Genomic DNA, 17725 nt, shown 5'->3' with positions numbered 1-17725 from the left:
GCCTACATGTGGGGAACGTTGTCGGGGATGTCGTAGAACGTGGGGTGCCGATAGACCTTGTCGCCGCTCGGGGCGAACAGGGGGTCCTTCTCGTCGGGGCTCGACGCCGTGATCGCGTCCGAACGGACGACCCAGATGCTGACGCCCTCGTTGCGACGGGTGTAGACGTCGCGCGCGTGGCGCACCGCCATCTCGTCGTCGGCCGCGTGCAGCGAGCCGACGTGCACGTGGTTGAGCCCCCGCTTGCCGCGGACGAACACCTCGTACAGCGGCCAGTCACCCTGGATCTCGGTCATCCGTCTCCCTCCGTACGGGCCGCGAACGCGGTCGCTGCCTCGCGGACCCACGCGCCGTCCTCGTGCGCGCGGCGCCGGTGCGCGATGCGCTGCTTGTTGCACGGGCCGTTGCCCTTGATGACGTCCTTGAACTCGTCCCAGTCCGGAGACCCGAAGTCGTACGACTGACGCTCCTCGTTCCACCTCAGCTCAGGATCCGGCAGCGTCACGCCGAGCGCCTCGGCCTGCGGGACGGTCATGTCGACCATGCGCTGACGCAGGTCGTCATTGGTGTTGCGCTTGATGCCCCACGCCATCGACTGCGCGGTGTTGGGTGAGTCGTCGTCGGGCGGGCCGAACATCATGAGCGCCGGCCACCAGAACCGGTTGACCGACTCCTGCACCATCTCGCGCTGCTCGTCGGTGCCGCGCATCATGGTCGCCAGCAGCTCATAGCCCTGGCGCTGGTGGAACGACTCCTCCTTGCAGATGCGGATCATCGACCGGCCATAGGGCCCGTAGGACGTACGGCACAGCGGCACCTGGTTGCAGATCGCGGCACCGTCGACGAGCCAGCCGATCGTGCCCACGTCGGCATACGACAGCGTCGGGTAGTTGAAGATCGAGGAGTACTTCTGCTTGCCGTTGATCAGCATCTCGGTGAGCTCCATGCGGGAGACGCCGAGCGTCTCGCAGGCCGAGTAGAGGTAGAGGCCGTGGCCGGCCTCGTCCTGCACCTTGGCCAAGAGGATCGCCTTGCGGCGCAACGACGGCGCCCGGGTGATCCAGTTGCCCTCGGGCTGCATGCCGATGATCTCGGAGTGGGCGTGCTGGGCGACCTGCCTGACCACGGTCTTGCGGTACGCCTCGGGCATCCAGTCGCGCGGCTCGATGCGGTCGTGCCGCTCGATCGTCGCGTCGAATGCCGCCTGCAACGCCGACTCGTCGGCCTCGGGCGCCAGCGTCATGCGTACCTCCAGAAATCTCGCGTCAGCCATTTACTGACCGAACGGTCTGTAATAGTCTTGCACGCGTCATCAGGTTCGCGCAATGGAAGGTTCCCGACCCGTGAGTGCACTGCTCGAAAGCTATGCCGGAGGCTCCTGGTTCCGCGCCTCCGACGAAGGCAAGCCCCTCCTCGACGCGTCGACTGGTGAGGAGGTTGCCCGCATCTCGGCGACCGGCCTCGACCTCTCCGCGATGGTCGACCACGCCCGTACGGTCGGCGGCCCGGCCATTCGCGCCCTGACGTTCCACCAGCGCGCCAGCATCCTCAAGGCCGTCGCCAAGCACCTCGGCGCGGACAAGGACGAGCTCTACGCGCTGTCCGCCCGCACCGGCGCGACGCTCCGCGACTCCCAGGTCGACATCGACGGCGGCATCGGCACGGTCTTCAGCTATGCCAGCAAGGGCACCCGTGAGCTGCCCAACGACACCGTGATCCTCGACGGTGCGACCGAGCAGCTCGGCAAGACCGGCGTGTTCCTCGGCCAGCACCTGTGGACCTCGCGCCCGGGCGTCGCGGTGCAGATCAACGCCTTCAATTTCCCGGTGTGGGGCATGCTCGAGAAGCTCGCCCCGGCCTTCCTCGCCGGCCTCCCCACGATCGTGAAGCCGGCCAGCCAGACGGCATACCTGGCCGAGCTCGTCGTGCGGCGCATCATCGAGTCCGGCCTGATGCCGGAGGGCTCCCTGCAGCTGCTGTGCGGCAGCCCTGACGGGCTGCTCGACCAGCTCGGTGCGCAGGACTCCATCGCGTTCACCGGCTCCGCCAGCACCGGCGCGACGCTGCGCCAGCACCCGTCGGTGCTGCACGGTGGTGCCCAGCTCGGCGTCGAGGCCGACTCGCTCAACTGCTCGATCCTCGGTCCGGACGTCGCGGTCGACGACCCTGAGTTCGACCTGTACGTCAAGGGTGTCGTCGCGGAGATGACGGTCAAGGCCGGACAGAAGTGCACCGCCATCCGCCGCACGATCGTGCCGACCGCGATGGCCGACGACGTCATCGCCGCGATCAGCGCGCGTCTCGCCAAGATCACGGTCGGCAACCCCTCACATCCCGACGTACGCATGGGAGCCCTCGCGAGCCTCGGTCAGCGCGACGAGGTCCGCAAGGCCGTCCAGATCCTGCGGGGCTCGGCCGAGGTCGTCTACGGCGACCCCGACCACACCGATGTCGTCGACGCAGACGCGGAGGCCGGCGCGTTCATGTCGCCGATCCTGCTGCGGGCGACCGCCGGCGCCTCCGAGCCGCACGAGGTCGAGGCGTTCGGCCCGGTCAGCACCGTCATCACGTACGAGTCGGTGGACGAAGCCATCGCGCTGGCGGCGCGGGGACAGGGCAGCCTCGCGGGGTCCCTCGTCACGCACGACCCCGCCGTCGCACGAGCGGTGACCCTCGGCCTCGCACCGTGGCACGGTCGCATCCTGGTGCTCGACCGCGACGCCGCCCCCGAGTCCACCGGCCACGGCTCGCCCCTGCCGATGCTGGTGCACGGCGGACCCGGCCGAGCCGGCGGCGGCGAGGAGCTCGGCGGCATCCGCGGAGTCCTGCACCACATGCAGCGCACCGCGATCCAGGCATCGCCCGACATGCTGACCGCGATCACCGGACAGTGGATCAAGGGTTCTGAGCGGCGCGTCGATGACGTGCACCCGTTCCGCAAGAGCCTCGCCGAGCTGCGCATCGGCGACACGATCCGCTCGGCGTCGCGCACCGTGACACTCGACGACATCGGCCACTTCGCCGAGTTCACCGGCGACACGTTCTATGCCCACACCGATCCCGAGGCGGCGGCCGCCAACCCCCTGTTCGGCGGCATCGTCGCGCACGGCTACCTCGTCGTGTCGCTCGCGGCCGGCCTGTTCGTCGATCCCGACCCCGGACCCGTGCTCGCCAACTTCGGTGTCGACAACCTCCGGTTCCTCACGCCGGTCAAGGCCGACGACACGATCGACGTGACGCTGACGGTCAAGCAGATCACGCCCCGCAACAGCGCCGACTACGGTGAGGTGCGCTGGGATGCCGTCGTCGCCAACGCCGAGGGCCAGCCGGTCGCCACGTACGACGTCCTGACCCTCGTCGCCAAGACCCTCTGAGGACCCACATGCACCGCATCACGATCCAGTACGGAGCGCCCGCCGACCCCGAGGCGTTCGACCAGCACTACACCGAGGTGCACGTGCCGCTCGCCTCGACGCTGCCCGGGCTGCGTCGCTTCAGCCGATCGCACCCGCGTGGCCTCGGCGGCGATGCGCCCTACCTCGTCGCCGAGCTGTGGTTCGACGACGCCGATGCGCTCAAGGCTGCGCTGAAGTCGCCCGAGATGGCCGAGACCGCCGCCGACGCCCAGACGTTCGACGTCGCGTCGACGACGATGTTCACCGGCGAAGTCACCGAGACGGAGGTCTGATCCCGGCCCCTAGCCCGAGGTACGCCCGCGGCCGAGCCCTCGCTCGCCAGTGAGGCCGCCCGCGGCCGAACGTGAGGGAGCGCCAGCGACCGAGGCGAAACCAACGCAAGCTCCCCACTCGCGCGAGCACCGCGGCGTACGTATGCCCCTTCGCTCCGCTCACGTTCGGCCGCGGGCGGCCTCACTAGGGGCCGACGTCAGAGGTTGGCGATGGCGGACGCCGGTGATTCGATCGCGTCGGCGACGATCCGCATGAAGGCCGCCGCCGTCCCGCCGTCGCACACCCGGTGATCGAACACGAACGACATCTGCGCGATCTTGCGCACCGCCAGCTCGCCGTCGACCACCCACGCACGGTCGATGACCCGGCCGAAGCCGAGGATCGCGACCTGCGGGTGATTGATGATCGCGGCACTGCCGTCGACGTTGAACGCCCCGTAGTTGTTGAGCGTGAACGTGCCGGCGGTGAGCTCTGCCTGCGTCGCGCGTCCCTCGCGCGTCGCCTCCGTGACCCTGCGGATCTCGGTGTCGAGCTCCGAAGTGGTGAGCCGGTGCGCGTCGAGCACCGCAGGCGCGAGCAGGCCGCGCTCGGTCTGCACCGCGAGCCCGAGGTTGATGCCGGCGTACTGGATCAGCTCACCGGCAACGGTGTCGACCTCCCCGTTGAGCTCCGGGTGGGCCCGCAGTGCAGCGACCGTGAAACGAGCCAGGTAGGCCAGGAGCCCCGGGACCGGCTTGCCCGCGGCCTTCGCCCGCTCGCGCAGCGCGAACAGCTCGGTGAAGTCGACGTCGACCCACACCGTCGCCTCGGGGATCTCGCTGCGGCTGCGCGACAGGGCAGCCGAGACTGCCTTGCGGAACCCGCTCATCGGCACACGTTGCGCCACCTCGAGCCCCGTACGGTTCGTCGCCGCCGGCTCGCCCCGCACAGCGGTCGCGTCGATCGCGGCCTGCACGTCGCGCCGGGTGATGAGCCCGTCGACGCCGGTGCCGGTGATGCCGAGGATCGACACGCCGGCCTCCCGCGCCAGCCGGCGCACCAACGGCGACGTCACCCTCGGGACGCGCCCCTGGACCGCCGCATTCGGCTCCCCTGTTGCCGAATGCGGGGCCCGGGGGCGTCTGCGCCGACCACTGCCGGAGCCTTCAGGCGTTCCGTAGCCGATCAGGACGTTGCCCGAACCGGCCTTCTCCTCCTCGCGGTACTGCGCGGCCGCGACCTGCGCAGGCTCGGGTGCCACCGTCAGTCCGGCCTCGACCGAGATGAGCGGGCTGCCGACCGCGACCATGCCACCCTCCGCACCGTGCAGCTCGCTGACCCGTCCGGCATACGGCGAGGGGACCTCGACGATCGACTTGGCGGTCTCGACCTCGACCACGGGCTGGTCGACCACGACCTCGTCGCCGACCGCGACGAGCCAGCGCACGACCTCGGCCTCGGTCAGCCCTTCACCGAGGTCAGGCAGCGTGAACGTCTGCAGGGTCATACGTCGTCCCACTGGAGCGTGTCGACGGCGTCGAGGATGCGGTCAACGCTGGGCAGGTGGAGGTGCTCGAGCTTGGGCGGCGGGTAGGGGATGTCGAACCCGGTGACCCGGCGGACCGGTGCGGCCAGGTGGTGGAAGCAGCGCTCGGTGACCCGGGCGACGATCTCCGACGAGACGCTCGCGAACCCGGGCGCCTCGGCGACCACGACGGCGCGACCCGTCGACCGTACGGCGGCGCACACCGTCTCGTCGTCGAACGGCACGAGCGACCGGACGTCGACGACCTGCAGGCTGCGACCCTCCGCGGCAGCGGCATCGGCCGCCTCGAGCGCGATCGGGACCGACGTGCCGTACGCGATGAGGGTCGCGTCGGTGCCTTCACGGCGTACGACCGCGCGGCCGATGCCGGGCTGTGCCTCGTCGAGGTCGACCTCGTCCTTGCTCCAGTAGAGCTTCTTGGGCTCCAGCACGACGACGGGATCCGGCGACGCAATGGCCTCCCGCATCAGCGTGTACGCGTCCGCGACAGTGGCCGGCGCGACGACCGTCAGGCCGGGCGTGTGGACGTAATAGGCCTCGGACGAGTCGCAGTGGTGCTCGACGCCGCCGATGCCTCCGGCGTACGGGACGCGGATCGTGATCGGCATGGTCAGGGCGCCACGGGTGCGGTTGCGCATCTTGGCGACGTGACTGACGATCTGCTCGAACGCGGGATAGGCGAACGCGTCGAACTGCATCTCCACGACGGGCCGCATCCCGTTCATGGCCAGGCCCACGGCCATGCCCACGATCCCGGACTCCGCGAGCGGGGTGTCGAAGCAGCGCGCGTCGCCGAACTCGGCCGTCAGCCCGTCCGTGACCCGGAAGACTCCCCCGAGTGCGCCGACGTCCTCGCCGAACATCAGCACGGACTCGTCGGCGGCCATCGCGTCGCGCAGGGCCTGGTTGAACGCCTGCGCCATCGTGATCTTCTCGTGCTCGGCCATCAGCGGGCCTCCTCCCGGCTCAGCTCGTCCGCCAGGAACGCCTGCTGCTCGCGCAGCTGCGGCGTCGGCGCCGCATAGACGTGGGTGAAGAGGTCAGCGTGATCCGGCTCGACGTCCACCATGAGCCCGTCGCGCATCGCGGTGGCGACCGCCTCGGCAGCGGCCGCGATCTCTGACGTACGTTCGTCCGTCAGCAGGTCACGGCTGCGCAGGTAGGCCTCGCTGCGCAGCAGGGGGTCGCGGTCCTGCCACTTCTCGACCTCGTCGTCCTGGCGGTAGCGGGTCGCGTCGTCGGCGTTGGTGTGGGCCTGCATCCGGTAGGTGTGGGCCTCGACGAGCTGCGGCCCGCCGCCGCTGCGCGCGGAGTCGACTGCGGCGCCCAGCACCGACAGCAGGGCCGCGATGTCGTTGCCGTCGACCCGCTCCCCCGGCATGCCGTAGCCGATGCCCTTGTGCGCCAGCGACGGTGCGACGCTCTGCCGGGCCAGCGGCACCGAGATCGCGTACTCGTTGTTCTGCACGAAGAACACGACAGGCGCCTTGAACACCGCGGCGAAGTTGAGCGCTTCGTGGAAGTCGCCCTCGCTCGTGGCGCCGTCGCCGCACATCGCCATCACGACGGTGTCCTCACCTCGCAGGGTCGCGGCGTGCGCGACACCGACGGCGTGGATCAGCTGCGTCGCCAGCGGGGTCGTCTGGGGCGCGACGCGGTGCTCGACCGGGTCGTAGCCGCAGTGCCAGTCACCCTTGAGCAGGGTCAGGGTCTCGACCGGGTCGACGCCACGGCCGATGATCGACACGACGTCGCGGTACGTCGGGAAGAGCCAGTCCCGGTCACCCATCACCAGGGCGGCAGCTACCTCGCACGCCTCCTGGCCGTACGACGACGGGTAGACCGCGAGGCGACCCTGGCGCACCAGCGCGTACGCCTGCTCGTTGATCCGTCGGCCCACCACCAGCGCCTCGTGCGCCCGGAGCATGGCGTCGTCGGACGGGAAGTCACCGGCCGCGCCCACGACCCGGCTGCCCGTCTGGTCGAGCAGCTGGACGGGTTGCTCCGAGGGCAGGAGGTCGTTGCTCGGCACCGGGCCACTCCCTTTCGAGGACGACGTCTGTTCACAGAACAGTGCGCCTGCTGGCCATCCGGGTTCAAGTGCTGCAAGATTGTCGAGAAGATGTCTCGTCACTGGGGCCATATCGATGCCGTATGTCCAGCATGACCCACGTCACACCAGTCAGGAGAGACAGATGGCCGGAACGCCGATCGACGACATCGACACCCAGATCCTCAGCGCCCTCGAGCGCGACGGCCGGTTGTCGATGCGCCAGCTCGCCGAGGAGGTCCACATCTCGCGGGCCAACGCGTACGCCCGCGTCGAGCGACTCACCGAGTCGCGCGTCATCAAGGGCTACACCGCACTCGTCGACCCCGTCGGCCGCGGCCTCGGCACCTCGGCCTATCTCACGATGAACGTCCGGCAGCCCGACTGGCGCAGCATCCACGCCAAGCTGCGCGCGCTCGAGGGCGTCGAGCACATCGCGCTGGTCGGCGGCGAGTTCGACGTCGTGATGCTGGTGCGCGCCCGCGACAACGCCGGACTCAGGCGACTCGTCCTCGACGAGATCCAGAGCATCCCGGGGATTCTCGGCACCCGCACGCTGCTGGTGTTCGAGGAGTCGTCGCCCGAGAGAATGTGACACGCCGTCCTCACAACTCCACCACCCCCGACTGTGAGAAGTGGAGAAAGTACGATCGAACCCATGGACCGATCGCCAGGCCGGCCACGCTCCCTCAGCCTGGACCTCATCGTCGACGCCGTGCTCGCGGACGGCATCGCCACCTTCAGCATGCCGTCGGTGGCGGCCCGGCTCGGCGTCGCGCACTCCGGGCTCTATCGGTACGTCGAGGATCGCGACGACCTGCTCGTCAGCGCCATCGAGAAGGCCGCGCTCTCCGTCGACTGGCCCGACGCCGACATGCCCTGGCGCGAGCTGCTCACCGAGATCACGCGCTCCGTGTGGACCATCTGCGAGCGCTATCCCGGCTACGACGTCGTCGCGCTCTCGCCGCCGAAGTGGTCGCCGGGCATCATCGAGAAGGTCACGCCCTACATCGCGTCGCTGCACGAGCAGGGATTCACGATCGAGGACGCGACGGTCGCGGTCCAGGTCGCCGGCAACCTCGCGCTGACGACGTCGGTCAAGGGGACTGTCGGAACCTTCGCCCTCTCCCGCACCAACGGCGACCTCTCGAGCTCCGCCCGGCACGAGTGGCACGACCGCATCCTCGAGATCGTCCTCGACGGCCTCAGCAGCCGCGTCCTGTCCTGACGCGACGTTAGTGACGCCAGGAGGCCCGGCCGGTCTCGGCCTCGAACGCGGGCCGCACGTCGACGGTGTCGTAGATGATGTGCAGCGACGTGAACCGGCCGTCCTCGTCGAGCGTCACCGCGTCGATCACGTCGAACGGCGCTGCCGCCCCCGACGGGAGGCGCCAGTCGAAGTGGAACCAGAAGCTCATCGTCCTGACGCCGCTCGTGTCGCGTCCGTGCATCACCGATCGCAGCTCCAGGTTCGCCGCGCTCGTGTCGGCGAAGAGCGTCGGGTAGAAGTCGGCCGGCGCCATGACCCCGTAGAGCGGCGAGTGCACGACCGCATAGGCGGTGAACAGCGAAAGGATCCGCTCGACGTCGGCCTCCCGCAACGCCGACAGGTACGTCTCGACTGCTGCCTCGAGCTGCGCTTCCATACGGGCCATGCTCCCCCATGCCGATCGGTTCGCACACGCGGCGCTCGGCTAGAGTGCTGGGCGCGGTGAGGAGGAGCTCCGTGGCCACACCAGAAGGTGGGGCTCCCGACTCGTACCCAGAAAGTCTCAGGATGCTCGAAAGCTTCACGGCCACCGCAGGTGACCAGGACATCACCGTCGTCACGATCGCGAACGATGCCTGCCGCGTCGTCCTGACGGACCTCGGCGCGCGCATCCTCGAGCTGCACGCGCCGGACCGTGACGGCGTCCTCGCCGATGTCGTGCTGGGCCGGAAGTCGTACGACGAGCTGCCCGGCGACCCGTACTACTTCGGCGTCACCGCTGGCCGGTACGCCAACCGGCTCCGCGAGGGCCGGTTCACGATCGACGGCACCGCGTACGAGGTGACGCCCAACGAGGGTCGCAACCACGTGCACGGCGGTCCTCGGGGCTTCGACACGTACGTGTGGTCGACGGCCCTGGACGCTGACGCTGACAGCGTCACGTTCTCCCTGCGATCGCCTGACGGGGACGAGGGCTACCCCGGAAACCTCGACGCCCGGGTCACCTACACCCTCGACGGCACCGCACTCGAGATCCGCATCGAGGCCGAGACGGATCGCGCGACGATCGTCAATCTCGTCAACCACGCCTACTTCAACCTCGCCGGGCACGACTCCGGCACGGTCCTCGACCAGCTGCTGCAGGTCGACGGCGGGTTCTACACGCCGGTCGATGCCGAGCTGCTGCCGACTGGTGAGGTCCTCGCCGTCGACGGGACCCCGTTCGACTTCAGCACCGAGACGCCGATCGGCACGAACATCGACGCCGTCGACAACGCCGGCTACGACCACAACTGGGTGCTCGACGGCGTCGGCATGCGCCAGGTCGCGACGCTGACCGATCCGGCGAGCGGCCGGCGCCTCACGCTGGTCACGGACCAGCCCGGGATCCAGGTGTACGCCGGCGGCTACCTCGAGGGCGCGAGTGCCAAGGGCGACCTCGAGACGTACACCCCCTTCGCCGGCGTCACTGCGGAGATGCAGACGTTCCCCGACTCGATCAACCACTCGCACTTCCCGCAGCGGGTCCTTCGGCCGGGCGAGACGTACGTCAACGTGGTGCGGTACGAGTTCTCGGTGGTCTGACGACGCGGTCCAGCCCTTCACATCGCCACGAACCAGGCGCATGATCGACAAGGGATGACCGTCGGGGAAACCGGGCCGTCAGGCTCCGGACATCAGGAGATCGCATGTCCACTTCCACACTCAACATCGAGACACCGCACGAGACCCGCCCCTTCAAGGATCACGGGCACATGGACGTCGTCACCCTGGGTGACTTCACGCTCGGACGGGGCGTGTTCGAACCCGGATGGCGTTGGTCCGAGGACGTCAAGCCGATTGCGGGCACGGAGTCGTGCCAGACCCGGCACACCGGCTTCTGCCTGTCCGGCCAGATGACCGTCCGGTCCGACGACGGGGACGAGATCACCGTGAGCCCCGGCGACGTCGTCCTGATCGAGCCCGGTCACGACGCCTGGACCGTCGGCGACGAGCCCTGCGTGCTGGTCGACACCGGCGTCGCGGCGTACGCAACGCCCGCCTGACCCTCACTCGTCGAGCATCGCCGCCGGCTTGAGCGTCGTGTTCCAGTTGCGGATCGTGAGGGACGAGTAGACCGGCGAGCCGATGATCTTGTTGAGCCTGCTGCGCGTCGCAAGGGCCGCGATGCGCCGGTGATAGACCGCGCGCTCCCCCACCAACGCCTCGTCGACCTCGGGGTTGACGACGATGTAGGGGCGGACCTCGTCGGCCGTGACGCCCATGTAGAACACGACGTCGTGGCGGTAGCGGTCGGGCTCGTCGCCGAATCCGGCAGGTGCCGCGGCCACGACCTCGCGATAGGCGTCGGCGTCGAGCACCAGCACCCTGACGAGGTCGGAGTCGAGGGCGAACGCCGACGGCAGACTCGCGTCGATGTGCGCCGCCACCGCCTCGGCAGACAGCTCGGAGTCGAGCAGCACGTTGCCGGACTGGATGTAGGTGCGGACACGGGCGAAGTCGGCGCCCAGGTGCTCCCGCAGCGCGGACATCGGGACGTTGTTGCGGCCGCCGACATTGATGCCGCGGAACAGGACGACGTACGTGGTCATGTCACCAGCATCGCGCGTGGTCCGGACAGTTGCGCCGCGCCCCGGTCCGTACGATCGGAAGAGTCGCCTGACACCGGAAGGAAGCCCCATGGCCCGCCAGATCGCCACGACCACCTCGGTGACCGAGTCGGAGCTCATCGAGTTCGTCCGACCGCGCCACCGGATGATCGTCATCACCCAGCGCGCCGATGGCTCGCCCCAGGCCTCGCCCGTCACCGGCGGCGTCGACGACTCCGGGCGCATCGTCATCTCCACCTATCCCGAGCGGGCCAAGGCCAAGAACGCTCGCAAGAGGCCCGACGTGAGCGTCGTCGTGCTGTCGGACGACTTCAACGACCCGTGGGTGCAGGTCGACGGGACGTGCGAGGTGCTCGACGTGCCTGAGGCCCTCGACGCCTTCGTCGAGTACTTCCGCAACATCTCCGGCGAGCACCCCGACTGGGACGAGTACCGGCAGGCGATGGTCGACCAGGGCAAGTGCCTGCTGCGCGTCACGCCGACGCGCTGGGGCCCGGTCGCAACGGGAGGATTCCCCGCACGCCTGGCCTGATCCCAGCGGCGGTCACCGACCGCTGATCGCCAGCGCCAGCTCTGCGCCGACCCGCAGGGCGCCGTCGACGTGCTGGAACCCGAGCCCGGCAACATCCGAGCTGCCGATCTGGATCGGGCCGACCGGCTCGCGGAGCCGCGGGCCGAACCGGGTCAGGCCACCGATGTCGAAGCTCGAGCCGTACGCACCGCTGCCGAGCTCCTCGGAGGTCCAGTCGCTCTCGAAGTACGTCAGGGGCCGGGTCACCTGCGGCCCGAAGTACGTCGACAGCGATGACAGGATCGCCTCCCGGCGCTCATCGGAGGACAGCGCGAGCACGGCATCGGCCTGCAGGTCGGAGACGAAGCCCACGAGCGTCCCTCGCGACTCGTCGTGGTTCGTGTTGTCGTACGCCTCGTGCACGATCTCGTACGGACTGAACGCCGTGCCGGACAGGCCGGCGTCGCGCCAGAACGGCGTCTCGTAGGTCGCGTGCACCTTGATGACCTGGCCGAACGACTGGTGCTGGCGGGTCTCGCGCTGGATCGACGGCAGCGGCGGCTCGAACCGGACACGGGTGACCGCGGTCGGCGGGATCGCCAGCACGAGGTCGCGGGCGGTGACGGTGAGGTCCCCGGACGAGACGGTGACACCCACGTCGGTCCAGACGACCTTCTCGACGTCCCGACCCGTGCGGACCGCGGCGCCAAGTCGCTCGGCCAGCCGGAGCGGCACCTGCTGCAGGCCGCCGATGACGCGTTTGTCGAGAATGAACTCCGAGTCGACCAGGTTGCTGAAGCTGCCGGCGCTCGCTGCCATGTGCACCGCCTGCAGCGCCGAGAACGTGTGCGCGGGCTTGGTCAGCATCGCCTGCGCGATGAACATCGCGATGTTGTCGCGCGCCTCCGGCTCGTCGCAGTTCTGCTCGAGCCAGCCGAGGAACGTGACCTGGTCGAGCTCGCGGGCGCCCGGCATGTCCCAGGGCCGGGCCGGGTCCATCTGTGCCGAGAGCTCGTCGAGCAGCTCCGTGAGCCGGGTCATCTCCGACTCCACCGCCGCCGCGACCGGGAGCACCTCGCCGGTGAACGTACGCCGCTCGCCGTCGAGACCCACGTAGATCGACTCGCCCTCGCGGTGGCGCTCGAACGTCTCCAGGCCCAGCTCGTCGAGCATCGCCAGCAGCGCGTCCTGGTCCGGCGAGACCCACTGACCGCCGATCTCGAGGTCGACGCCGTCGACCTCGTCGGTCCACAGCCGGCCACCGACGCGCTCACGAGACTCCAGCACCAGCACCGACCTGCCCGCGCGCTGCAGGGCGTACGCGGCGGACAGTCCGGTCGCGCCGGCCCCGACGATCAGGACGTCGACATCTTCATTGGTCATGGTCCAGTCCTACACGTCGGACTTCCGGGATGTCCGAACGGCCTGTCGTATGCGACCGTTCCCGTTCGTGGAACAGGTAGAAAGGGCAGCAACCGGCTGTCCCGCAAGGAGGAGACGATGGAATCCACCGGTCGGCGGATGTTCGGGCTCATCGAGCCGATCGCCGCGGTCAGCTTCGGGAACCAGGCGCTGTCCGACGTCGAGACGTCTCTCGGGCTCCGCAACATCTGGGATGCGTACTTCGCCGGGAGAGCCGCAGCGCTCGGTCGGGTCCCGGCCGAGGTGGTCCACGCGGCCTTCTACAACTTCGCCGATGGCGAGGTCGCCCGCCACATCCCCCATGTCTGGGACATCGCCACCCCGGAGGCTGCGCTCTCCGCACGTCAGCAGAGCAGTGTCGCCGCTCTCCAACGGCGGGTCGCCGGCAACCTTCTGGGCGCAACGAGAATCGCTCGCGCAGCAGACCTCGCGACGAGGGCAGCGACGAGCGCGCCCACCGCGGGGCGGGTCATGTACGCGGCGCTCCGGACGCTTCCGATACCCGAGGAACCCGTCGCCAGGCTCTGGCACGCGGCCACCCTGCTTCGCGAGCATCGTGGGGACGGCCACATCGCAGCACTGGTGACCGCCGGCATCGGCGGGTCCGAGTGCCACGTCCTGCACGCGCTCTCGACGGGAACGCCGGCCGAGAAGTTCGGCCGGGTCCATCACCTGCCGGCCGCCCAGCTCGCTGCCGTCATCGCCGACATGCGAGCCCGCGGCCTCGTCGACGACACAGGGTGGCTCACCGACGCCGGCCGGCAGGCCAAGGAGCGCATCGAGGCGCTCACCGACGAGCTCGCCGCGCCGGCCTACGACACCTTGACGCCGAACGAGCTCGCCGAGCTCGTGGCCATCCTCGAGCCGGTCTCCGCAGTGCTCGAAGCAGCCGGCTCGGAGTAGTCGCCTCGACTCTCGATGGCCGCCATGGTGAAGGCGAATGCGAGACCGGCCAGGGCCGAGAAGACCGCCGCCGCGAGGGCGACGTAGATGCCCCACGGGTGGAGGTCGATCGTCTCGTTGCGGGCCAGGGCGATCGTCGCCACTCCCAGCACGCCGATCACCAGGACGACGCCGGTCGTCATCCTGAACCGGCGGCGGTGTTGCGCCACCGTCAGCTTCGGAGTCATCGGTCTACGCTCCATTTCCTTGTACAGGCGCTTGGTTGCTGCATCGGTCGGCCCCACTACCGCTCATCGGCGGAGTGGGGCCCAGGGGTCAGGCTGCGACGCCGAATCCGCCCGACCAGGAGACCTTCTCGGTCGCGGCGAGGGTGAGCTGCAGGAAGCCGAGCGCCTCGAGCTCGCGCGCCCGATTCAGGGCTCCGGCGTCGATCGCCTTGAGCCCGCCGGCCGTCACGATGTCCGAGAGGGTCGACTTGGCGTCAGTGTCGTCGCCTGCGATCAGCACCGTGGTGGGCAACGGGCCGACCACGCCGGCTCCCAGGGTCGCCGCGAAGGTGGTGTTGAACGCCTTGAGCACCCGCGACTGGGGCAGCGCAGCAGCGATCTCGGCGGTCGCCGAGCTGTCAGAAGTCACCACGAGTGAGTCGAACGTCTCGAAGTTGAGCGGGTTGGTGATGTCGACGACGATCCGGTCGGCGAGCTGCTCGCCGCGTTGTGCGATGACGTCGTCGACCGCACCGTAGGGCACGGCGAGGACCACGACATCACCCGTGACCTGGGTCGCGGTGTCGCCTGAACCGAGCAGCTGGACCGAGTGACCGCCCTTGTCGGCGATCGCCGCGATGGCCTGGCCCATGTTGCCGGTTCCGATGATCGAGAGGTTCGTCATGTCGAGCTCCTAAGGTTGAATTGGTTGTTCCTTCAACTATTACTCTACAGCATTTAGTTGTTACGTCAACTATTGCGCTATCCTGAGGGCATGAGCACTCAATGGCTGGACGAGGCCGAGCGCGCTGCGTGGCTCCGGTTCATCGCCGTGGTGGAGCTGCTTCCGGGCGCGCTGGACACTCAGCTCCGAGCAGACGCCAAGCTGACGCACTTCGAGTACTTCACCCTCGCGATGCTGTCGGAAGCCCCTGACCGGACGCTGCGGATGACGTCGCTGGCACAGCGCACGAATGCCACCTTGCCTCGGCTGTCGCACGTCGTGCGCCGGCTGGAGGATCGCGGGCTGGTGAGGCGTACGCCCTGCCCAGAGGACGCACGGGCGACCAATGCCAAGCTCACCGACGAAGGCTGGGACGTCGTGGCAGCCGCATCACACGGCCATGTCGAGGCGGTGCGGCGCTACGTGTTCGACCCCCTCACGCGGGAGCAGATACGTCAGCTGACCGGGATCGCCGATGCGCTGCTGCCCGGACTCGACCCCGAGGGCCGCATGTCCGCACTCTTCGAGCCCCCGAAGTCCTGACGGCGCCCGTGCCGCTGCGTCACGACCAGGCTGGATCGCGACCCAGATAGCGGAGCAACGAGGCAGCATCCCCGTCTCCATCGACCGCCGGCAACGGCTGCGCGTACGCGAACCCGCGCAGCGACTCGACCGTCGCCTCGGCGGCAGGACGGAGCCGTGCGGCCAACGAGTCGGTGAGGGGTGAGGGCTGTCCGGTGGCAACCGCGACGTCCCACGCGTGGACGGCGGCATCGAGGGCGGCGGCGCCGGCCGCCAGGTCCGGCGTCAGGGTCGGCACCGGCGGGAGCGGTGTCGGCAGCGTGTCTGCGCCAGCGTCGACAGCGGACCAGGTCTGCGCCGCGGCGTCCGTCGCCGACCGGACCGCCTCCGCGACGCCACCGTCGGCGTCCTGCGGCGGGTCGAACGGGTTGTAGGTCGGCATGCTCGCCGACCCTACGGTCGCTGCCCACGCGTGCTGATCGCCGGCGGCATGCATCAGCACCTGCCCGACGGTCCAGTCGCTGCAAGGCGTCGGTTCGCCGAGCCGATCGGTGGCGCCGTCGGCGACACCTCGCAGGGCGTCAAGCGCGGTGGTGAGTACGTCGAAAGTCACGAGAGGTTCCCCTTCGGATTCAGGTGCCCACCGGGCCTTCGCGGGGTTGGCACGAACTGCTTGGTCCGGAACTTAGCAGTCAGGCTGTCAACTCGCTGTCAATCGACGCAACTACGTCAACAGCCCGGCATAGCCCTCGCGGTACGTCGGGAAGGTCGGCGTCCAGCCGCTGGCGCGCAATCGCGCGTTGCTGAACCGCTTGCCGTGCCCCAGCTCCGCATCGGCAGCGGGAGGGGCCGGCGCGCCCAGCTGCGCAGCCAGGTAAGCAGCGACGTCGCCGAGGAGGGCGGGCTCGTCGTCGGTCCCGACGTAGAGACGCTCCGGGTGCTCCTCCCGAGTGAGCAGGTGGACCACGGCGGCCGCTGCGTCGTCGCGGTGGACGCGGTTGGTCCAGCGGTTCGGGTCGGTCACCCTCCCCTCACGAACCTGGTCGATGAGGCGCGTGCTGCCGCGACCGTAGAGTCCTGACAGACGCAGAACCGTGCCGCCCGACACTCGTTCGGTGAAGACCTGTTCGGCCTCGAGCAGCATCCGCGCCGGTCCATCGGCAGGGCTGGGACGAGTCGACTCATCCGCCACGAACGCCGGGTCCAGGTCACCGAAGACTCCCGTCGACGACACGAGCACCGCACGTCGTGGGACCTGGCCGGAAGCTTCCAACGCGTCGAGTGCGCGCGTCATGCCCTCCACGTACGTGGCGCGGTAGGCCTCCGCGGTACGTGGCCTGGCTGTCAACGCCACGACCAGGTACGCCAGGTCGAGTGGAGGAAGCTCCGGGCGGGTGCGGGTGAGATCCACCGACAGCCCCTGCAACGGTTGTGGGACCAGGTCGGCCCGGCGCCGCAGCGCGAGCACGGCGTGGCCCCGCGCGGCGAGCCGCTCGCCCACGTCAGCACCGAGCTTGCCGCAGCCGACCAGCAGGACGTCCGGAGTCACGTGACGAGGCTACGGCTTGGCACAGACTTCGCGGCGGACCTGTCGCGGCATTGCGCCCCGTCGCTTCTCCAGAGGCGGGATTAGCGCGGTGGCACACGGGGCATGCAGTTTGCGCGACGTCGAGGGAGGCATTGATTGCGTCAACCGGGTGGATCTCGCTGTGTTGCGGTCTGGACGTCAGGGCGTCATGCCGAACGTCATGACCGCCAGGCTCGCCGCCATGGCGACTTGTTCCCAGCGCAGCAGGGCTGTCGACGGATGAGGATCAGCCATTCGGTAGACCGCGGCTGCTGTCCATACCAAGTAGCTCATCGTTGTCAGTTGGAGCAGCAGCTCGACGGACGGCCCGCCGCTCGTTCGTGTGCCGTGGACCATTCCCATACTCGCCATCTCCGCGGGACGATCGGGGTGACCGATGTGCACGATGATCGCCGCAGCCATGAGGACCGCTCCGATGCCGCGGTGCCATTCCAGTTCCGCTTCAACGTCGGTGGGTCCGTGGTAGAGCAGCACGAAAGCCAAGATCCCAAGAACTCCCGCTCCGAGACAATGGACACGAACGGCGTCGCTCATCGCAATGCCAGCCATCGTCCCAACCATGGCAATAGCCAGGAGCCGGGCCCGAAAACTGGCCGACCCTCGTGACGCGAGGCAGCAGGACGCGGACGCCGCGGAGGTGCCGAGCGTCAGTGCCTCGAGAGCGAGCATGAATTAACGGTGTCGCCCGCGACGGGGCATGAGCAGAGCCGATCCGGGCCCGCGAAGATGCGCTCCCGGTCGGCGCGCACTGCAACCGATGTCCGGG

General features: G+C 69.2%; 22 protein-coding genes. 9 read left to right on the top strand and 13 right to left on the bottom strand.

What is annotated here, in order from left to right; genetic code table 11:
* Positions 1–2: 2 nt before the first annotated feature.
* Together paaB and paaA are read right to left on the bottom strand one after the other, a co-directional pair.
* Positions 3–296: a 1,2-phenylacetyl-CoA epoxidase subunit PaaB gene (gene paaB / locus BOSE46_RS08660; RefSeq protein WP_159539861.1), complete on the bottom strand. Its 294-nt coding sequence runs from the start codon at positions 294–296 to the stop codon at positions 3–5.
* Positions 293–1243 (bottom strand): 1,2-phenylacetyl-CoA epoxidase subunit PaaA, encoded by a 951-nt coding sequence (paaA, locus tag BOSE46_RS08655; RefSeq protein ID WP_159539860.1) that lies wholly within the window; start codon positions 1241–1243, stop codon positions 293–295. The genes paaB and paaA overlap by 4 nt, the downstream gene beginning before the upstream one ends.
* Positions 1244–1343: 100 nt before the next feature.
* On the opposite strand from paaA, the gene paaZ reads away from it, so the two are divergent.
* Entirely contained in the window at positions 1344–3374 is a 2031-nt protein-coding gene (paaZ, locus tag BOSE46_RS08650) for a phenylacetic acid degradation bifunctional protein PaaZ (RefSeq protein WP_159539859.1), read from the top strand.
* 8 nt (positions 3375–3382) lie between these two features.
* A complete protein-coding gene (locus BOSE46_RS08645) occupies positions 3383–3688 on the top strand; it encodes an EthD family reductase (RefSeq protein ID WP_159539858.1) in 306 nt (101 codons plus the stop codon).
* Positions 3689–3885: 197 nt separating this feature from the next.
* On the opposite strand, the gene BOSE46_RS08640 is transcribed toward BOSE46_RS08645, so the two are convergent.
* Genes BOSE46_RS08640 through pdhA form a run of 3 tightly spaced genes read right to left on the bottom strand, consistent with a single transcriptional unit; the run spans position 3886 to position 7246 of the window.
* The gene (locus tag BOSE46_RS08640) at positions 3886–5175 is read right to left on the bottom strand and encodes a dihydrolipoamide acetyltransferase family protein (RefSeq protein WP_159539857.1); all 1290 of its coding nucleotides are present in this window, start codon (positions 5173–5175) and stop codon (positions 3886–3888) included.
* Positions 5172–6161: an alpha-ketoacid dehydrogenase subunit beta gene (locus BOSE46_RS08635; protein ID WP_159539856.1), complete on the bottom strand. Its 990-nt coding sequence runs from the start codon at positions 6159–6161 to the stop codon at positions 5172–5174. Before BOSE46_RS08635 ends, BOSE46_RS08640 begins: the two co-directional genes overlap by 4 nt.
* A complete protein-coding gene (gene pdhA, locus BOSE46_RS08630) occupies positions 6161–7246 on the bottom strand; it encodes a pyruvate dehydrogenase (acetyl-transferring) E1 component subunit alpha (RefSeq protein ID WP_236551669.1) in 1086 nt (361 codons plus the stop codon). The genes BOSE46_RS08635 and pdhA overlap by 1 nt, the downstream gene beginning before the upstream one ends.
* Positions 7247–7409: 163 nt before the next feature.
* Here pdhA and BOSE46_RS08625 point away from each other — a divergent pair, with 163 nt between their 5' ends.
* Entirely contained in the window at positions 7410–7859 is a 450-nt protein-coding gene (locus BOSE46_RS08625; protein WP_159539854.1) for an Lrp/AsnC family transcriptional regulator, read from the top strand.
* A 63-nt stretch (positions 7860–7922) separates the two neighbouring features.
* Complete coding sequence (locus BOSE46_RS08620; protein WP_159539853.1) at positions 7923–8492, top strand: TetR/AcrR family transcriptional regulator; 570 nt, start codon at positions 7923–7925, stop codon at positions 8490–8492.
* Positions 8493–8499: 7 nt separating this feature from the next.
* Here BOSE46_RS08620 and BOSE46_RS08615 read toward each other — a convergent pair whose 3' ends face one another.
* Positions 8500–8910: a nuclear transport factor 2 family protein gene (locus BOSE46_RS08615; RefSeq protein ID WP_159539852.1), complete on the bottom strand. Its 411-nt coding sequence runs from the start codon at positions 8908–8910 to the stop codon at positions 8500–8502.
* A 131-nt stretch (positions 8911–9041) separates the two neighbouring features.
* Here BOSE46_RS08615 and BOSE46_RS08610 point away from each other — a divergent pair, with 131 nt between their 5' ends.
* Together BOSE46_RS08610 and BOSE46_RS08605 are read left to right on the top strand one after the other, a co-directional pair.
* Positions 9042–10058 carry an aldose epimerase family protein gene (locus BOSE46_RS08610; protein WP_159539851.1) on the top strand — a complete coding sequence of 339 codons (1017 nt, stop codon included), beginning with the start codon at positions 9042–9044 and terminating at the stop codon, positions 10056–10058.
* A gap of 104 nt (positions 10059–10162) precedes the next feature.
* Positions 10163–10519 (top strand): cupin domain-containing protein, encoded by a 357-nt coding sequence (locus BOSE46_RS08605; RefSeq protein WP_159539850.1) that lies wholly within the window; start codon positions 10163–10165, stop codon positions 10517–10519.
* Between the two features lie 3 nt (positions 10520–10522).
* Here BOSE46_RS08605 and BOSE46_RS08600 read toward each other — a convergent pair whose 3' ends face one another.
* Positions 10523–11065, bottom strand: a complete 543-nt coding sequence (locus BOSE46_RS08600; RefSeq protein ID WP_159539849.1) for a DUF1697 domain-containing protein — start codon at positions 11063–11065, stop codon at positions 10523–10525.
* Positions 11066–11153: 88 nt separating this feature from the next.
* On the opposite strand from BOSE46_RS08600, the gene BOSE46_RS08595 reads away from it, so the two are divergent.
* Positions 11154–11615, top strand: a complete 462-nt coding sequence (locus BOSE46_RS08595) for a PPOX class F420-dependent oxidoreductase (RefSeq protein ID WP_159539848.1) — start codon at positions 11154–11156, stop codon at positions 11613–11615.
* A 12-nt stretch (positions 11616–11627) separates the two neighbouring features.
* On the opposite strand, the gene BOSE46_RS08590 is transcribed toward BOSE46_RS08595, so the two are convergent.
* Positions 11628–12977 carry an NAD(P)/FAD-dependent oxidoreductase gene (locus tag BOSE46_RS08590; protein WP_159539847.1) on the bottom strand — a complete coding sequence of 450 codons (1350 nt, stop codon included), beginning with the start codon at positions 12975–12977 and terminating at the stop codon, positions 11628–11630.
* 117 nt (positions 12978–13094) lie between these two features.
* Between BOSE46_RS08590 and BOSE46_RS08585 the strand changes: the two genes are divergently transcribed.
* The gene (locus tag BOSE46_RS08585) at positions 13095–13919 is read left to right on the top strand and encodes an SCO6745 family protein (RefSeq protein WP_159539846.1); all 825 of its coding nucleotides are present in this window, start codon (positions 13095–13097) and stop codon (positions 13917–13919) included.
* On the opposite strand, the gene BOSE46_RS08580 is transcribed toward BOSE46_RS08585, so the two are convergent.
* Both BOSE46_RS08580 and BOSE46_RS08575 read right to left on the bottom strand, forming a co-directional pair.
* Positions 13829–14146, bottom strand: coding sequence for a hypothetical protein (locus BOSE46_RS08580; protein WP_159539845.1), 318 nt, complete (start codon positions 14144–14146; stop codon positions 13829–13831). The genes BOSE46_RS08585 and BOSE46_RS08580 overlap by 91 nt on opposite strands.
* 88 nt (positions 14147–14234) lie before the next feature.
* Complete coding sequence (locus BOSE46_RS08575) at positions 14235–14810, bottom strand: NADPH-dependent F420 reductase (RefSeq protein ID WP_159539844.1); 576 nt, start codon at positions 14808–14810, stop codon at positions 14235–14237.
* 90 nt (positions 14811–14900) lie between these two features.
* Here BOSE46_RS08575 and BOSE46_RS08570 point away from each other — a divergent pair, with 90 nt between their 5' ends.
* Positions 14901–15392 carry a MarR family winged helix-turn-helix transcriptional regulator gene (locus BOSE46_RS08570; RefSeq protein ID WP_159539843.1) on the top strand — a complete coding sequence of 164 codons (492 nt, stop codon included), beginning with the start codon at positions 14901–14903 and terminating at the stop codon, positions 15390–15392.
* Between the two features lie 19 nt (positions 15393–15411).
* On the opposite strand, the gene BOSE46_RS08565 is transcribed toward BOSE46_RS08570, so the two are convergent.
* The 3 genes from BOSE46_RS08565 to BOSE46_RS08555 form a co-directional block, all read right to left on the bottom strand.
* Positions 15412–15984, bottom strand: a complete 573-nt coding sequence (locus BOSE46_RS08565) for a TIGR03086 family metal-binding protein (RefSeq protein WP_159539842.1) — start codon at positions 15982–15984, stop codon at positions 15412–15414.
* 111 nt (positions 15985–16095) lie between these two features.
* Positions 16096–16920 carry an NAD-dependent epimerase/dehydratase family protein gene (locus tag BOSE46_RS08560; RefSeq protein ID WP_159539841.1) on the bottom strand — a complete coding sequence of 275 codons (825 nt, stop codon included), beginning with the start codon at positions 16918–16920 and terminating at the stop codon, positions 16096–16098.
* Positions 16921–17097: 177 nt separating this feature from the next.
* Positions 17098–17628, bottom strand: a complete 531-nt coding sequence (locus BOSE46_RS08555) for a hypothetical protein (protein ID WP_159539840.1) — start codon at positions 17626–17628, stop codon at positions 17098–17100.
* Positions 17629–17725 lie beyond the last annotated feature (97 nt).

The sequence above is a fragment of the Aeromicrobium sp. 9AM genome (assembly GCF_902506105.1).
Taxonomy (GTDB): Bacteria; Actinomycetota; Actinomycetes; order Propionibacteriales; family Nocardioidaceae; genus Aeromicrobium.
Note: the sequence above shows the minus strand (reverse complement) of the source record. Positions and strands in the feature narration are given on the sequence as shown.

Bases quoted from the DNA above. Each gene is read 5' to 3' on its own strand.
- BOSE46_RS08575 (WP_159539844.1), bottom strand. From the start codon at position 14,810: ATGACGAACCTCTCGATCATCGGAACCGGCAACATGGGCCAGGCCATC.
- BOSE46_RS08590 (WP_159539847.1), bottom strand. From the start codon at position 12,977: ATGACCAATGAAGATGTCGACGTCCTGATCGTCGGGGCCGGCGCGACC.
- BOSE46_RS08615 (WP_159539852.1), bottom strand. From the start codon at position 8,910: ATGGAAGCGCAGCTCGAGGCAGCAGTCGAGACGTACCTGTCGGCGTTG.
- BOSE46_RS08635 (WP_159539856.1), bottom strand. From the start codon at position 6,161: ATGGCCGAGCACGAGAAGATCACGATGGCGCAGGCGTTCAACCAGGCC.
- BOSE46_RS08585 (WP_159539846.1), top strand. From the start codon at position 13,095: ATGGAATCCACCGGTCGGCGGATGTTCGGGCTCATCGAGCCGATCGCC.
- BOSE46_RS08610 (WP_159539851.1), top strand. From the start codon at position 9,042: ATGCTCGAAAGCTTCACGGCCACCGCAGGTGACCAGGACATCACCGTC.
- BOSE46_RS08645 (WP_159539858.1), top strand. From the start codon at position 3,383: ATGCACCGCATCACGATCCAGTACGGAGCGCCCGCCGACCCCGAGGCG.
- BOSE46_RS08605 (WP_159539850.1), top strand. From the start codon at position 10,163: ATGTCCACTTCCACACTCAACATCGAGACACCGCACGAGACCCGCCCC.
- BOSE46_RS08570 (WP_159539843.1), top strand. From the start codon at position 14,901: ATGAGCACTCAATGGCTGGACGAGGCCGAGCGCGCTGCGTGGCTCCGG.
- BOSE46_RS08640 (WP_159539857.1), bottom strand. From the start codon at position 5,175: ATGACCCTGCAGACGTTCACGCTGCCTGACCTCGGTGAAGGGCTGACC.
- BOSE46_RS08555 (WP_159539840.1), bottom strand. From the start codon at position 17,628: ATGCTCGCTCTCGAGGCACTGACGCTCGGCACCTCCGCGGCGTCCGCG.
- paaB (WP_159539861.1), bottom strand. From the start codon at position 296: ATGACCGAGATCCAGGGTGACTGGCCGCTGTACGAGGTGTTCGTCCGC.
- BOSE46_RS08600 (WP_159539849.1), bottom strand. From the start codon at position 11,065: ATGACCACGTACGTCGTCCTGTTCCGCGGCATCAATGTCGGCGGCCGC.
- BOSE46_RS08595 (WP_159539848.1), top strand. From the start codon at position 11,154: ATGGCCCGCCAGATCGCCACGACCACCTCGGTGACCGAGTCGGAGCTC.
- BOSE46_RS08620 (WP_159539853.1), top strand. From the start codon at position 7,923: ATGGACCGATCGCCAGGCCGGCCACGCTCCCTCAGCCTGGACCTCATC.
- BOSE46_RS08580 (WP_159539845.1), bottom strand. From the start codon at position 14,146: ATGACTCCGAAGCTGACGGTGGCGCAACACCGCCGCCGGTTCAGGATG.
- paaA (WP_159539860.1), bottom strand. From the start codon at position 1,243: ATGACGCTGGCGCCCGAGGCCGACGAGTCGGCGTTGCAGGCGGCATTC.
- BOSE46_RS08625 (WP_159539854.1), top strand. From the start codon at position 7,410: ATGGCCGGAACGCCGATCGACGACATCGACACCCAGATCCTCAGCGCC.